Source organism: Burkholderia stagnalis, from assembly GCF_902830275.1.
In the GTDB taxonomy this organism is placed as follows: Bacteria; Pseudomonadota; Gammaproteobacteria; order Burkholderiales; family Burkholderiaceae; genus Burkholderia; species Burkholderia stagnalis.
Genome location: NZ_CADESW010000003.1, coordinates 133175 through 147349 on the forward strand (window position 1 = coordinate 133175; position 14175 = coordinate 147349).

9 protein-coding genes are annotated in these 14175 nt (G+C 68.8%); 4 read left to right on the top strand and 5 right to left on the bottom strand.

Features of this window, described 5'->3' with window-relative positions; genetic code table 11:
- Nucleotides 1–8: 8 nt before the first annotated feature.
- A complete protein-coding gene (cydB, locus tag HWY45_RS07645) occupies nucleotides 9–1016 on the top strand; it encodes a cytochrome d ubiquinol oxidase subunit II (protein ID WP_059879387.1) in 1008 nt (335 codons plus the stop codon).
- Entirely contained in the window at nucleotides 988–1161 is a 174-nt protein-coding gene (locus HWY45_RS07650) for a hypothetical protein (protein ID WP_170304066.1), read from the top strand. The genes cydB and HWY45_RS07650 overlap by 29 nt, the downstream gene beginning before the upstream one ends.
- 87 nt (nucleotides 1162–1248) lie before the next feature.
- Here HWY45_RS07650 and HWY45_RS07655 read toward each other — a convergent pair whose 3' ends face one another.
- From HWY45_RS07655 to HWY45_RS07665, 3 genes are all read right to left on the bottom strand, one after another.
- Complete coding sequence (locus HWY45_RS07655; RefSeq protein ID WP_059565134.1) at nucleotides 1249–1533, bottom strand: helix-turn-helix domain-containing protein; 285 nt, start codon at nucleotides 1531–1533, stop codon at nucleotides 1249–1251.
- Between the two features lie 16 nt (nucleotides 1534–1549).
- Nucleotides 1550–2866 (bottom strand): type II toxin-antitoxin system HipA family toxin, encoded by a 1317-nt coding sequence (locus HWY45_RS07660; protein ID WP_059879383.1) that lies wholly within the window; start codon nucleotides 2864–2866, stop codon nucleotides 1550–1552.
- Nucleotides 2867–3026: 160 nt separating this feature from the next.
- Nucleotides 3027–4709 (bottom strand): alkaline phosphatase family protein, encoded by a 1683-nt coding sequence (locus HWY45_RS07665; protein WP_059879380.1) that lies wholly within the window; start codon nucleotides 4707–4709, stop codon nucleotides 3027–3029.
- Nucleotides 4710–4992: 283 nt separating this feature from the next.
- On the opposite strand from HWY45_RS07665, the gene HWY45_RS07670 reads away from it, so the two are divergent.
- Nucleotides 4993–5214, top strand: coding sequence for a hypothetical protein (locus HWY45_RS07670; RefSeq protein WP_059565132.1), 222 nt, complete (start codon nucleotides 4993–4995; stop codon nucleotides 5212–5214).
- A 51-nt stretch (nucleotides 5215–5265) separates the two neighbouring features.
- Here the strand turns inward: HWY45_RS07670 and HWY45_RS07675 are convergent, their stop codons facing one another.
- Both HWY45_RS07675 and HWY45_RS07680 read right to left on the bottom strand, forming a co-directional pair.
- A complete protein-coding gene (locus tag HWY45_RS07675) occupies nucleotides 5266–9018 on the bottom strand; it encodes a DUF748 domain-containing protein (RefSeq protein ID WP_059879377.1) in 3753 nt (1250 codons plus the stop codon).
- 148 nt (nucleotides 9019–9166) lie between these two features.
- Nucleotides 9167–10603 (bottom strand): DUF1254 domain-containing protein, encoded by a 1437-nt coding sequence (locus HWY45_RS07680; protein ID WP_059879373.1) that lies wholly within the window; start codon nucleotides 10601–10603, stop codon nucleotides 9167–9169.
- A 445-nt stretch (nucleotides 10604–11048) separates the two neighbouring features.
- Here HWY45_RS07680 and HWY45_RS07685 point away from each other — a divergent pair, with 445 nt between their 5' ends.
- Entirely contained in the window at nucleotides 11049–14126 is a 3078-nt protein-coding gene (locus tag HWY45_RS07685; RefSeq protein ID WP_081069697.1) for a heavy metal translocating P-type ATPase, read from the top strand.
- The last annotated feature ends 49 nt before the right edge of the window (nucleotides 14127–14175 follow it).

The window sequence follows — 14175 nt, forward strand, 5'->3', positions numbered from 1 at the left end:
GGATATTCATGGACGTCACCGTAATCTGGGCCGCGATCATCGCATTGGGGCTCTTCATGTACGTCGTGCTCGATGGTTTCGACCTCGGCATCGGCATCGTCTTCCCGTTCTTCCCGGACGAGAAGGAACGCGACCTGATGATGAACACCGTCGCCCCCGTGTGGGACGGCAACGAAACGTGGCTCGTGCTCGGCGGCGCGGGCCTGTTCGCGGTGTTCCCGGTCGTCTACTCGACCGTGCTGTCCGCGCTGTACCTGCCGCTGATCTTCATGCTGGTCTGCCTGATCTTCCGCGGCGTGTCGTTCGAGATCCGCGCGAAGGCGCGCCGCACCAAGCAGCTGTGGGATCTCGCGTTCATCGGCGGCTCGGCCGGCGCGACGCTGTTCCAGGGGATCGCGCTCGGCGCGTTCCTGCAGGGCATTCCGGTGAAGGACGGCGTGTTCGCGGGCGACGCGTTCGGCTGGCTCACGCCGTTCAGCCTGCTCACGGGGCTCGGCCTGGTCGTCACCTACGCGCTGCTCGGCTGCTGCTGGCTCGTCGCGAAGACCGAAGGCGACCTGCAGCGCCGCCTGCATCGCGTCGTGTGGCCGCTGACCGTCGTGCTGCTCGGCTTCATCGCGATCGTCAGCCTGTGGACCCCGCTGCAGGATGCGGCCATCGCCGAGCGCTGGTTCGATTCGGGGCTGTTCTGGCGCCTGCTGCCGGTGCCGTTCATGGTCGCGGCCTGTGCGGTGTGGATGCACCGCGCGGTGCGCAACCGGCATGACATGACGCCGTTCGTGCTCGCGCTGGCGCTCGTGCTGCTCGGCTACGTCGGCCTGCTCGTCAGCCTGTTCCCGTACGCGATTCCGCAGAGCATGACGATCTGGGAAGCGGCCGCGCCGCGTTCCAGCCAGACCTTCACACTGGTCGGCGCAGCGGTTATCCTGCCGATCATCATCGCCTACACGACGATGGGTTACTGGGTATTCCGAGGCAAGGTGCGCCATGAAGACCAGCATTACTACCACCACTGACACCGGGCAACAGCCCGCGCCGCGCCAGCGGCTGCGCGGCTGGATGTGGTTCGTCCTGCTGTGGGCAGGCGGCGTCGCCGGGGCAGTCACGCTCGGCTATGTGTTCAAGATCTTCATGAACCTGACGCTGTTCGCGGTCAAATGACCTGAACATCCGACAGGAAGGCGCCCGGCGGCGATGGCTGCCGGGCGCTTTGTCGTTGGTGCCGCGCTCGCGTGCCCCGCATGCACGCTACTGTACCTGCCTCACCACGCCGAGCTTCAACCCGAGCACGCCGAGGATGCGATTCATCGTCTGCACGGTGCCTTCGCTGCGCCCCTGCTCGATGTCCTGGATCGTCTTGGTCGACACGCCGGCCAGCTTCGCCATCTCCGTGCTGGTCAGTCGCATCGTGCGCTTGAGATGGCGCACTGCGTCGCGCAGCGTCCACTCCGGATGCGCAAGCACGTCCTCGACCGCCTGCCGGCGCAGCGCCAGTTGATCAGGCAGCGACAGCGTGTTGTAGCGCTTGTCCATGGCTTGATCCGTTGAGTCAGTGCAGTTCGGCCAATGCGTCGGCGAGCCGCGCGAGCCCCGGCCGAAGGTGCGCATGCACGTCCGGCTCCAGGCCGAATTCGGTGCCACGTTCGGCAATGCCTCGCAAACGGGGCGCCATCTCGCGCAACCGCGCGGCCAGAACGCCGCGATCGAGCACGCAATGCGTGTCCCCAGCCTGCGGCTCACTGGACGCCACAACCGCCTCGAGCACCTTTGCCCAGTCCGGGCTGCCGCCATCGTTGTCCTGCCAGCGAATCCGCCGCGCGATACCGTCCGGATGCAGATACATCGGCGCAAAGTCGTAAAGCGGCGTCAGCGCGACGCGGCCGTCGAAATCCCGCTGCAAAGCCGTGTTCCGCGCATGGTTGTCCTTGTTGCCCAGCGCCAGGTTCGCGACGTCGCGACACAGGTATTCACTGACTTCGGCCTGCGGATCCGTGCACTGGCGAACGAGATGCCGGCACACCTCGTCATGGGTCGGCACGACGCCGAAGCCGGCCTTGCCGGTCAGCGACGCAATGCTCTCCTGCCCCAGTCGAATCACCCCGGCGGCATCGCGCACACGGTCGAAACGCGGAATGAACAGCGCACGGCCGCGTAGCGTCAGTGGCGCGTGCACGCGCAGGCCAAGATATTGCGCAATGGCCATGTAAGGGGCCTCGTGCCGCAAAATTTGCGCGAGACGTTCATTCGTGCCGCGCGCGAACTTGACGATGTAATGCGTGACCGCCCGCTCGTCCGGCAGCGTGTGATCCAGATACAGCAGGCCATCGTCGGCACGGGTAAGCAGCAGCTTCGGCCATTCGCCTTGCACGCCGGACGAACCGGCGACGAAAAGCCCGTGCGCGGCGAGATACTCGGTAAACGCATCGCCGCGCGCGGCAATCTCGTCGTCCGTGAAGCCTTGCAGCGGCCCGCGTCTCTCGTCCAGCCATTGCACGGCTTCCTTCACGCGAAGGTTGCCGATCGAGTTGCCGGCGCCCGCGAGCAGCAACGGCCAGTCGGCTCGTTCTTCTGCGGTTTCCGGCAACCCGAGACGACGAAGCAATTCGAGACGCCCGAACCCCTGCGGCAACAGGTCGATCAGGAATACCGGCCAATGAGGCTGTTTCAGCAGCTCGAGGCTGACGGGAAAGCGGCAGGTCATCGCGTGCGCATCCCGGGCAGGCCCGTGTTCGACGGCCCATTCGACGTCATATCCCGTGTAGGTGTGACAGCGCCGGCCTTCGTCGGATTGACCGAGCAGGCTGACGATGCCGACGTCATGCCAGGCGCCGCCGGCATGGAGCTGGATCGTGCACGCTTCGTTCATTTCAGTAGAAATCTATACAATTCATGCGACTTATCGTGCATGAATTATATAAATTTCCTCTGAAATAGGAAGATGCGGATGTGCGATAGGCCGGCATGCCGTGCATGCACAAACGCGGCGCCGTCGACCACCCGGCGCCGCGCATCTCCGCATTCCCCCGTCAGCGCCCGATACCCAACCCCGGCAGCACCCGCGTATGCTCGACGACCACCGCATGCAGCCGCTCCGGTTCGACACCGAGCAGCCCGAGGATCGTCGGCGCGACCTGTTTCGTGCCGACATAGTCGTCGACCGCACGCGCGCGATGCAGCCCCGGATACGACACGAGCAGGCCGAGGTGGTTGTCGTCCGGCGCGTTGCCGCCGTGCTCCTCGTCCTTCTTCTTGCTCGACGTATAGATCACGCCCGGGTTCGGCTGCACGATGATGTCCGGCGTGCGGCCGTTGGCCGGATCGCCGAACCGCTCGGCGAGCGCGGCGCCGTACAGGATGGCCGCCTGCGGGCCGTCCGCGCAGATCCCCGGCGCGTTGCAGCCGAGGTTCGCCTTCAGCGTCTCGACCGCGGCCGTGCGCTGGCCTCGGTCGCGCAGCCAGATCAGGCCGACGTCGTCGGTCTGCACGAAGCCGGTGCCGGCGAGGCCCGTGCCGTCGTTCAGGTTGCCCGACGCCGTGTTGTTCTGGCCGAAGTTGCCGTTCTGGTCGAGGTAGTTGTTCTGTTCGAGCAGCGCCGTCAGCGTGTCGCCGTTCTTCACGAGCTTCGTGTGATCGGTCGGCGACTGGCCGTGCTTCGCCGTCACGATCACGGCCGTCGAGCTGTAGAGGTTGCGCTGCTTCAGCTCGGCGACGATCCGGCCGATCGAGTGGTCAATATACGTGATCGCGTTCGCGACTTGCCCGTTCGGCGTGAAGTTCGCGTCGAGATAGCCGCCGCCCTTCGTCACCAGCGCCTTCTGCGCGACGCTCAGGGTCTGGAAGTTCGCGCCGAACAGCGTCGGCACCGGCGCGGCCGTCTTGCCGGTCGAGTCCAGGCCGTCGATCTGGTTGATCAGCGCCTGCACGTGCAGGTTGTCGAACTGCGCGGTGTGCGAATAGACGTCGGTGTAGTCCGTCTTCGTCGCCGGATCGATCGAGTTGATCTCGGTGCGCGCGAGATCGTCGACGCCCTTGCCCGACGGGCCGTTCAGCCAATCGTAGCCCCATGCGTGCTTGTCGGCCCATGCGGTGCGCGCGTTCGGCAGCGCCGCCTTCACGGCCTCGAACACGGTGTTCGTCTTCACGTAGTCGTGCGGATAGACGGGCACGCACCGGCCGCCGACGCGCGCGTTCGGGATCGCCTGCGGATTGAACGCGCCGCCGCCGTCGAGGTGCACGAGCGGGCCGCCGTTCATCGCGTCGATGCCCGTCGTTTCGTCGAACACGACGTTCCATCCCTGCTTGCCCGAACAGGTCGTGTCGGCCGGCGCGTACAGGTTGCGGTCGTACGACACGTCGTAGAACAGGCCGGCCGTCTTCGGCGAGCCGCCCGTCACGAGCGCCGCGAGGCCCGGAAACGAATCCGACAGGCCCGGCGTGTGCGCATTCGTGTACGTCACGCCGCTTTGCGCGAGCGCCGCCACGTTCGGGCACGTGTTCGCGCCGATGCAGCGCGCGAGATCCTGCTCGTGCAGGCCGTCGACGCTGAGCAGCAGCACATGCTTCACGACGCGCCGGCCGTGCTCGCCGTGGTTCCCTTGATCCCCCTGGCTGCCTTCGCCTTGCTGCGCATATGCACCCGCGCTCGCGAGCGCCAGCGCGCCCGCCACCACCCTTGCCATGTTCCGCTGCTTACCGAAGAACGAAATCATCACCCCACCTCATCGATTGACGTTGAACCGCTGGGCCTGCATGCAGGCGCGTCACTATCGCCGAGCCATGCGGCGGTCCCATGAAGCGGGGCTTTCTGTTTTCTATCAAACGTAACCAATCGCAAATGACACAAGGCGGTCGCAATGCGCTGTCCCGCCCGTGGCGCGTGCGTGCGGGCGGGCGCCGGTCACGCGCAGGCGCGGCGATTCGTCGGAATTTTGTCCGCTTGGCACCCGACTATTGGCGTGTGATAAAGGGTTTTCCCTGACCCGGAGCACGAGAATGTCGACCCTGGAAGCCCTCCGGTTCGTGCTGGACGACGCACGCACCCCCGAGATCATTCGTCACCACGTCGTCGACGCGTTGCAGTACGCGCTGCGCAACCACGGACAGGTGTTCACGGCGAAGGAGGTGCAGTGGCTGACACAATGGGACGATCCGCGCCTGCCGCTGGCGGCGAGGCGGGAACTGGATAAGCGCGACCTGCCCGAGGCCGTGCGCTGAACGCGCCGCCGCTGCCGCGCCCGGACGGGCAGGCAGCGGCACGCGGCGGGATTACTTGAGACCGAAGTCGACGCGCGTCGTCGCGCCCTTGTCTTCGATGCCCTTCGCATCGAGCTTCGGCGCCACGATGAACATCCGGCTCGCATCGATCTTCCCTTCGAGGTACTGACGCACCGCCTGCGCGCGGTTCTGCGCGAGCGTGCGCAGGCCGCCTTCGTCCACCGGCGCGTGCTCGGCGAGCGCCTGCTTCATGTCGGCGTCCGGCAGCGTCTTCTGCAGGCCGATCACGTTGCGCGGCTTCTTGAAGTCGGCGGCCTTGTACGCGCGCGTCAGGTACGTGTGGTATTCGGCCGGCTCGATCTTCACCGTCCGCGGATCGATGCTCTCGCCCTGGCCGACGACATCCTTCAGCTTTTGCTGCCGCACCAGGCGCTCGACGTACGCATCGCGCAGCCCCGGCGTGTCCTTGTCCGGATCGACGCGGCCGATCAGGTCGAGGCGGATCGACGACTTCTCGTTCAGCATCTTCACGACCGTGTCGAGCTTCTTCTGCTGCGCATCGTTCAGGTCGTACGAGCCCGGCGCGAACTCGACGTAGCCGAGCTCCTCGCCGCCGCTGCCGAACGCGTGCGCGAGCAGCGTGAACGGCGACGTGACGGCCTTCGCGATCAGGTTCAGCACCGCGCGCCAGATCAGCCCGCCGACGCTGAACTCCGGGTTCGACAGCGAGCCCGACACCGGCAGGTTCACGTCGATCTCGCCGCGCGAATTCTTCAGCAGCGAGATCGCGAGCTTCACCGGCAGCCGGGTCGCCGTATCGTTCTCGACGCGGTCGCCGAACGTCAGCTGGTCGATGAAGATGTGGTTGTTCGCCGACAACTGGTCGTTCGCGAGCTGGTAGTGCAGGTCGACGTTCAGCTTGCCCTTCGTGATCGGATAGCCCGCGTACTTCGCCGAATACGGCGTCAGGTTGGTCAGCTCGATGTCGTGCGCGGTCGCGGTGAGGTCGAGCGCCGGCTTGTCGATCAGCGGGTTGACCGTGCCCTTGATCGAGATCGGCCCGTTGCCGGCGAGGTTCGCATTGACGTCGACCGGCGCGGACGTCGTCGAATCCGTGCCGAACGCGCCCACCGTGCCCTTGATCGCGACGAGGTTCGCCGTGTAGTTCGGCTTGATGAAGTTGTCCGTGTAGGTCACGCGGCCGTTCTGCAGCACCAGCTGGCCGAAGTGCATCCGCACCGGGTTCTGCGGCGGCGGCGCGGCCTTCACGACCACCGGCGCGGATGCCGCGGCAGGCGCCGAGGCCTGCTGCGCGGCCGCGGCCGACGCCGCCTGCGGCGACAGCGGCACCGGCTCGCCCTTGCTCGCATCGCGCGTGAGCGACTGCGCGGGGCCGCTTTCCTTCGCGACGAGGTCCTTCAGGTTCAGGCGCCCCTGCGCGTCGAGCAGCACGCGGCCGTAGAAGTTCGCGAACGTCACGCGCGCGGCATCGACGTCGGTGCCCTTCTCGTCGTAGGTCGCCTTCAGGTTCGACAGCGCGAGCGAGCGCCAGCCCGCGAACGGATCGGACGTCACCTTGTCGAGCATCCGCACGTCGACGAGCGCCGCGTCGCCGCGATACGACGCGCGCGTCGCGTCGTTCGCCTGCGCGAACGTCAGGTTGCCCTGCGCGTTGAGCAGCGCGCTCGCGACGGTCGCGTTCAGCACGCTGCCGAAGTACGGCTCGAACGCCGCCGCGTCGAGGCGGTTGCCGTTGATCTTCAGGCCGAGCTTCAGCGGCTGCGCGGTGACGTCGCCGGACAGGTTCAGCGTGCCCTTTCGGTTCAGCGTCGCCTGCAGCGTCACGGGCAGCGGCTTCGACAGGTCGTCGCTGATCTTCTGCACCGACAGCTGCAGCGGCTTGATCGCGAGTTTCACCGGGCGCGGCGTCGACAGGTCGGTGTAGTTGGCCGCCGCATCCTTCAGGTTCAGCGCGTCGATCTGGTAGTGCCACGACGGCGCGGCGGCTTGCGCCTTGCGCGCGACCGTGCGCGCGGGCACGGCGGCCTGCGCGGGGCTCGCGAGCGCCGCGAGGTCGATCTTGCCGTCCTTCAGGCGCGTCACGTCGAGCGCGAGCCCGCTCGCGTCGACGCTCGCGATCTGCGCGTTGCGCGCGGCGACATCGATCTTCGCGATCTTCGCGCGCGCGTCGGGCAGCACGATCGCCGGCGCCTTCGCGTTCGGCGTGGCGATCTTCAGCGACTTCAGGCTCACTTCGCTGTCGGCCACCTGCGCGTCGAGCGGCGTCTTCGCCCAGTCGGCTTTCGCGTTGACCGTCGCGCCGAGCGTGCCGTCGAGCACCCGCGCACGCGTCGCCTCGCCGAGATACGGCTGCAACGCGGGCAGCGCGAGCGCATCGACCGCGACCTTCGCGTCGGCCTGCTTCGCCGCGAGACTGAACGCGCCTTCGGCCTTCACGTCGCCGCCGCGCGACAGCGAGGTCGACAACGTGTATTTCGCCGGCGTCTTGCCCTGCAGCGTGAAGCCGTCGAGCGTCGCGGCGAGGCGCGTGAGCGACAGCGCGGTCGGCGTCGTCGGCACGCGATCGTCGAGGTTGATCGTGCCGCCGTCGATCGCGACATGGCGGATCGTCAGGTCGAGCGGCGGCGTGTCGGCCGCCGCTTCAGGCACGGCCACGCCCGATGCCGCCGGCGCGCCCGACGCGGCCTTCGGTGCGGATGCGGCCTTCGCCGCCGCCGCAGGATGCGCGGCGAGCTTCTCGACGTTCAGCACGCCCTGCCGGTCGCGCGCGAGGTCGACGACCGGCTGGTCGACGCGGATCTCGTCGAAATGCAGGATGTTGCGCAGCGGCTCGAGGCTGGCCGCCGCGACGTGCACGCCGCGCGCGGCGAACAGCGGCTCGGATGCGGCGCTCGTCACTTTCGCGTCGTTCAGGTCGACGGTGCCGGACACGCGCAGCGCCGGCGTCTCGCCGCTCATCACGAAATTGAGCTTCAGATTGCTGCTGAGCAGGCCGCTCGCGACCTTGACCGGCAGCTTCGCCGGCACGTACGCCATCAGCTGCGGCACGTCGAGCTTGTCGAACTTCAGCTCGATCTCGGATTCGCGCGAATGCGCGAACGGCTTGGCGCGGCCGTCGATCGCGATCGGGCTGCCGTCGAACCGCAGGCGCAGCTTCGGCTCGACGAAGATGTCGGTCTTCGACGGCAGCGTCGCGATGTACGGAATGCCGAGCGTCCAGTTGTCGACCACGTGCTTCTCGTCGAGCAGGCGGTCGTCGAAGTCGATCCGGCCGTCGTTGACCTGGATGTTCGACACCGAGAAATGCGTCGGCTTGCTTTCCGGCTTCGACGGCGTCGAGAACTTGTCGATCAGGTCGGTGAAGTTGAAGCGCTGCGCGTCGTAGCGAACGATGCGAAAGCGCGGCGAATCGATGCGCACTTCGTTGACGATCGGCGCGCCGCGAAACAGCGACGTCCACGACGGCCGCACGACGAGCTTGCCGATGTCGATGAAATCGCCCTGCCCGCCGCGCTCGCCGAGATGGATGCCGTCGGCTTCGAGATTCAGCGTGTACGGGTTCAGCGCAATGCGCCGGATCGTGGCCGGGCGGTCGAGCTCCTTGCTCAACTGCTGTTCGGCGATATGGCGGATCAGCGGCGGCGCCGCAAAGAACCCGAGCAGTCCGAACAGCACCAGGAAGATCAGCACGCCGACGCCGATGCGTCGGGTCCGGGGCGCGCGCGCGGCGTCGCGCAGCGCAGTCAGCTTGGAGGGAGCGGTTTCTTTGTTGGGACTTGCCATGCTGGATTGCCTAGGGAACGGCTGTCAGGGAATCCGGGGAATCGGAGCGATCCGGCCCGTTTCCCGAAAGTATAGGCGCACTGAATGACCGGACGCAGCTCCGGCGGCGGCCGCGCCCGTCGGCCGGACGGGCGCGGCGGCGGCGCGATCACTTGCGCACGACGACGGGCGGCATCCAGGAACCGTCGCTCGCCTGTGGCTTCGGCGCGTAGAGCCGCAGCGCCAGCGCGAAATCCGCGCGCGGCGCGGGCAGCCAGTTCGACGCATTCGCGCCGCCCGGCGACGCGGCCGATACGACGATGTCGACCGAGCCGTCATGGTTGCGCCGCAGCCGGTCACGATCGCCGAGCGAGCGGCGCGCGCCGCCGACGTCGGGCAGCGCGCCGCTCGTCGTGTAGGGCGTGAGCGTCCAGAACGCGCGCGCCGGCGGCAGCGCGCCCGGCGCGAAATGCAGCGTGTAGCGGTTCGCGCCGTTCAGCGCATGGCCGTCGCTGTCGATGCGCACGACCGCGAGGGTTTCGTCGTCGCGCGTCGCGGTGCCGAACTGCGTGTACGCCGCGTACGCACGCAGCGCGTAGTCCTGGCCGTACTTGCCGGCCGTGTCGCCGATCCAGCTCCAGCCGTTCGCGGAGAGCAGGTTCGGCGGCGGCGCCGCGAGCCGCCCGCGCGCTTCGGCAACGCCAGCCGTGGCCGCGGCGAGGCGGTCGCCCGTCCACAGCACCGGGTAGCCGGCCGACACGCCGATGTCGTCGAGCTGCTGCCGCGCGTGCGCGTCGTCGGCCGGCACGGGGTTGTCCTGCAGCGCCTGCGCGAAGCGCGCGAAGTACGCCTTCGGGTCGAGCGCGGCGACCTGCTCGGCCGGCGTGCCGCCGCTCGCCGCCTCGGCGGGCGCGCTGCCGGCGTGGACCGCGACCGATGCGCCGCGCGCCGCGCCGGTGTGAACCGACAGCGGCACCACGCGAATCGCGCGCTGCAGTTTCTTCACCGCGGTCAGGTCTCGGCCACCGCTCGTCTGCAGGCGAACTTCGAGCCACGCATTGCGCGACGGCACGTCGACACGGGTCACGCCCTTCGGCAGCGTGCCCTGCCAGTCCTTCGCGGCGAAGGCAATCGTTTGCTGTCGGGCGCCGCCGCGCGGGCCTCGGGCCGCCGCGTTCGACGACCACAGCACGTTGGTCCACATGTCGAGCACGCGGGCGTCCCAGTAACGGCCGCGGGTGTCGGGCAAGGTCACGATCACCGGTTCGGCGGCGACGTCGAGCCAGCCGGTCGAGTCGAGCGTGTCGACGCCGGGCAGCGGCGGGTTGACCGCGCCGACGGGCGGCAGCGCCTGCGCGTGGCGCAGCGTGTTGAGCGGCGCCTGGCCCGGCTGCGCGCCGTCGCCGCCGGTGGCGGCGTCCTTCGCGACGTCCATCAGCACGAGCGGATACGCATAGATATAGGAATCGGCCACTTCGGCGCGCATCCAGCCGGTCTTTCGCTGGATCACGTCCGGTTGCGACGCGCATCCGGCCAGGAGCGCTGCAATAGTCAGCAACGCGCACGCGCGCCGCACGGAGACGGGTTCTCGTCGGGTTTTTATCATTGATGGCTGGCCGTATGTATTTCTTTAAAAATCAGCGCATTGCGCATCGCGCACGTGGTAATGCCGACGCAAGGCGAGGTCAGTCGCGGGGCTTCCCCGGCCTGCCCCGGCGCGGTCTCACGGCGATGGGCGCTGATATCAGGCCGGTATCATAGCGCCTTGGGGCAATCCCCAATATGGCGAATAGCTTGCATGTTTGCGGCTGGCGAAACGGCGGCGGCGGGAAACGGCGAGCGTGTTCGGAAATCGCTTCCGCTTGTCGAGAGACAAACCCGCCCCGCGATCGAAAACCTCCATATGGATCCGCGCGTCAGAATGGGCATCGTGAATGCCTGTTCGAATCCTGCGCGTACCCGACACTTGCAACCAGGGCTTGACCTTCCCACTATTGGAATGTTGATACTGGGCTCGTCTGCGGCTCAGACCGCGCTTTTGGGAACCCGACATGACAGAACCTCTCGCCTCGGCGGCGCTGAACACGATCGTGCTGACGGTAGAAGGCATGCATTGCGGCGGCTGCACCGGGCGCGTACAGCGCGCGCTGGCCGATGTGCCGGGCGTGGTCGACGCGACCGTCGACCTCGACGGCGGTAAGGCCACGGTCAACGCGCAAGACACCGTCGATCCGGCCCTGCTGATCGCGGCGGTCGGCGAGGCCGGGTATCGCGCGGCGTTGCGCGAACCGGCCGGAACGGGCAGCTATCGCGCTGCCGAACCGGCTTCGCCGACACCCATCCGCCCGGCCTCCGCCGCGCCCGCACCGATCGAACTCGATATCGACGGCATGACCTGTGCGTCATGCGTCGCGCGCGTCGAGAAGGCGCTGGCCAACGTGCCCGGTGTCACACGGGCGTCGGTCAATCTCGCGACCGAACGCGCGACCGTCGAGACGGAAGCCGGCGTTACCGCATCCCGTCTCGCGGACGCGGTGAAGCAGGCCGGCTATGGCGCGACGCCGGTCGCGGCACCGGATGCCGACGTTGCACCGCCGCCCGCTTCGCGCCATACCGAACTCGACATCGGCGGCATGACCTGCGCATCCTGCGCCGGCCGTGTCGAAAAGGCGCTCGCGGGCGTGCCGGGCGTCACGCGGGCGTCGGTCAATCTCGCGACCGAACGCGCGACCGTCGACGCGGAAGCCGGCGTCACGACCGCCCGGCTGGTCGACGCGGTCAAGCAGGCCGGCTACCTCGCGACACCGCTCGCCGAGCCGGACGCCGCCGACGCACCGCCCGCCCCGTCCGACGCAATCGAGCTCGACATCGGCGGGATGACCTGCGCGTCCTGCGTCGGCCGCGTCGAAAAGGCGCTCGCGAACGTACCGGGCGTCGCCCACGCATCGGTCAACCTCGCGACGGAACGGGCCTCGGTGCATGGCGTCGCGGCCCTCGATCCCGCCGCGCTGATCGCGGCGGTCACGGCCGCCGGCTATCGGGCGTCGCCCGTCGCCGCGCCTGTGGCTGGCGCGACCGGTGGGGTCGGTGGGGTCGGTGGGGTCGCCGCCACTACACCCGCCACTACACCCGCCAGTGCAACGCCGAGCGCCGACGATCGCAAGCGCCGCGAAGCGATCCGTGACCGCAACCTCGTGATCGCCGCCGCTGTGCTGAGCGCGCCGCTCATGGCGCCGATGGTCGCCGCGCCGTTCGGCGTCGATGCGATGCTGCCCGGCTGGCTCCAGCTCGTGCTCGCGTCGATCGTCCAGTTCGGCTTCGGCGCGCGCTTCTACCGCGCGGCCTGGCACGCGATCAAGGCGCGCGCCGGCAACATGGACCTGCTCGTCGCGCTCGGTACGTCGGCCGCCTACGGGCTGAGCCTGTGGATGCTGCTGCGCGACCCCGCGCACCCCGGCCATCTGTACTTCGAGGCATCGGCGGTCATCATCACGCTGGTGCGCTTCGGCAAATGGCTCGAGGCGCGCGCGAAGCGCCAGACCACCGACGCGATCCGCGCGCTGAACGCGCTGCGGCCCGATCGCGCGCGCGTCGTCGAGCACGGCGTCGAGCGCGACGTGCCGCTCGCGCAGGTGCGGGTCGGCACGCGCGTCGGCATCCGGCCCGGCGAACGGGTGCCGGTGGACGGCCGGGTCGTCTCGGGCCGTTCGCACGTCGACGAATCGCTGATCACCGGCGAGAGCCTGCCGGTCGCGAAGGACGGCGGCGATCCGGTGACGGCCGGCTCGATCAACGGCGAAGGCGCGCTCGTCGTCGAAACCACCGCGATCGGCGCGGAGACGACGCTCGCCCGCATCATCCGGCTCGTCGAATCCGCGCAGGCGGAAAAAGCCCCGATCCAGCGGCTCGTCGACCGCGTGAGCGCGGTGTTCGTGCCGGCGATCCTCGGCATCGCCGCGCTGACGCTGGTCGGCTGGCTGATCGCCGGCGCGGGCGCGGAAACCGCGATCCTCAACGCGGTCGCGGTGCTCGTGATCGCGTGCCCGTGCGCGCTCGGCCTCGCGACGCCCGCCGCGATCATGGCCGGCACCGGCGTCGCCGCCCGCCACGGCGTGCTGATCAAGGACGCGCAAGCGCTCGAACTGGCGCAGCGCGCGACCGTGATCGCATTCGACAAGACCGGCACGCTGACCGAAGGCAAGCCGTCGGTAACGGCGTTCGACGCGATCGGCATGCCGCGCGACGAAGCGCTCGCGCTCGCCGCGGCGGTGCAGCGCCACAGCGATCACCCGCTCGCGCGCGCGGTCGTCGCCGCGCACGATGCGGATGTCGCGGCCCGCGGCGGCGCGGCCGCCGCGCGTGTCGGCGCCGATGCGCGCGCGGTTGCCGGGCGCGGCGTCGAAGCGCGCGTCGACGGCCAGTTGCTGGCGCTCGGCAGCACGCGCTGGCGCGACGAGCTGGGCATCGTCGTGCCGCCCGCGCTCGATGCGCGCGCGGCCGAACTCGAACGCGCCGGCAACACGATCTCGTGGCTGATGCGCGCCGACGCGCCGCGCGCGGCGCTCGCGCTGATCGCGTTCGGCGACACCGTGAAGGCCAGCGCGCGCGATGCGATCGCGGCGCTCGCCGCGCGCGGCGTCGCGAGCGTGCTGGTGACGGGCGACAACCGTGGCAGCGCGGCGGCCGTCGCGGCGTCGCTCGGCATCGGCGAGGTGCACGCGCAGGTGCTGCCGGACGACAAGGCGCGCGTGGTCGCAGAGCTGAAGCGCACGCACGGCGGCATCGTCGCGATGGTCGGCGACGGCATCAACGACGCGCCCGCGCTCGCCGCGGCGGATGTCGGCATCGCGATGGCGACCGGCACCGACGTCGCGATGCACACGGCCGGCATCACGCTGATGCGCGGCGATCCGGCGCTCGTCGCCGATGCGATCGACATCTCGAAGCGCACGTACCGCAAGATCCAGCAGAACCTGTTCTGGGCGTTCGTCTACAACCTGGTCGGCGTGCCGCTCGCGGCGCTCGGGTGGCTGAACCCGGTGATCGCGGGCGCGGCGATGGCGTTTTCCAGCGTGAGCGTGGTGACGAATGCGCTGCTGTTGCGGCGGTGGAAGGGACGGGCGGGGTAACGGCGCGCCGTTGGAACAGTGAAGACGGGCCCGGTTTCACCGGGCCTGT

Bases quoted from the DNA above. Each gene is read 5' to 3' on its own strand.
- cydB (WP_059879387.1), top strand. From the start codon at position 9: ATGGACGTCACCGTAATCTGGGCCGCGATCATCGCATTGGGGCTCTTC.
- HWY45_RS07650 (WP_170304066.1), top strand. From the start codon at position 988: ATGAAGACCAGCATTACTACCACCACTGACACCGGGCAACAGCCCGCG.
- HWY45_RS07655 (WP_059565134.1), bottom strand. From the start codon at position 1,533: ATGGACAAGCGCTACAACACGCTGTCGCTGCCTGATCAACTGGCGCTG.
- HWY45_RS07660 (WP_059879383.1), bottom strand. From the start codon at position 2,866: ATGAACGAAGCGTGCACGATCCAGCTCCATGCCGGCGGCGCCTGGCAT.
- HWY45_RS07665 (WP_059879380.1), bottom strand. From the start codon at position 4,709: ATGATTTCGTTCTTCGGTAAGCAGCGGAACATGGCAAGGGTGGTGGCG.
- HWY45_RS07670 (WP_059565132.1), top strand. From the start codon at position 4,993: ATGTCGACCCTGGAAGCCCTCCGGTTCGTGCTGGACGACGCACGCACC.
- HWY45_RS07675 (WP_059879377.1), bottom strand. From the start codon at position 9,018: ATGGCAAGTCCCAACAAAGAAACCGCTCCCTCCAAGCTGACTGCGCTG.
- HWY45_RS07680 (WP_059879373.1), bottom strand. From the start codon at position 10,603: ATGATAAAAACCCGACGAGAACCCGTCTCCGTGCGGCGCGCGTGCGCG.
- HWY45_RS07685 (WP_081069697.1), top strand. From the start codon at position 11,049: ATGACAGAACCTCTCGCCTCGGCGGCGCTGAACACGATCGTGCTGACG.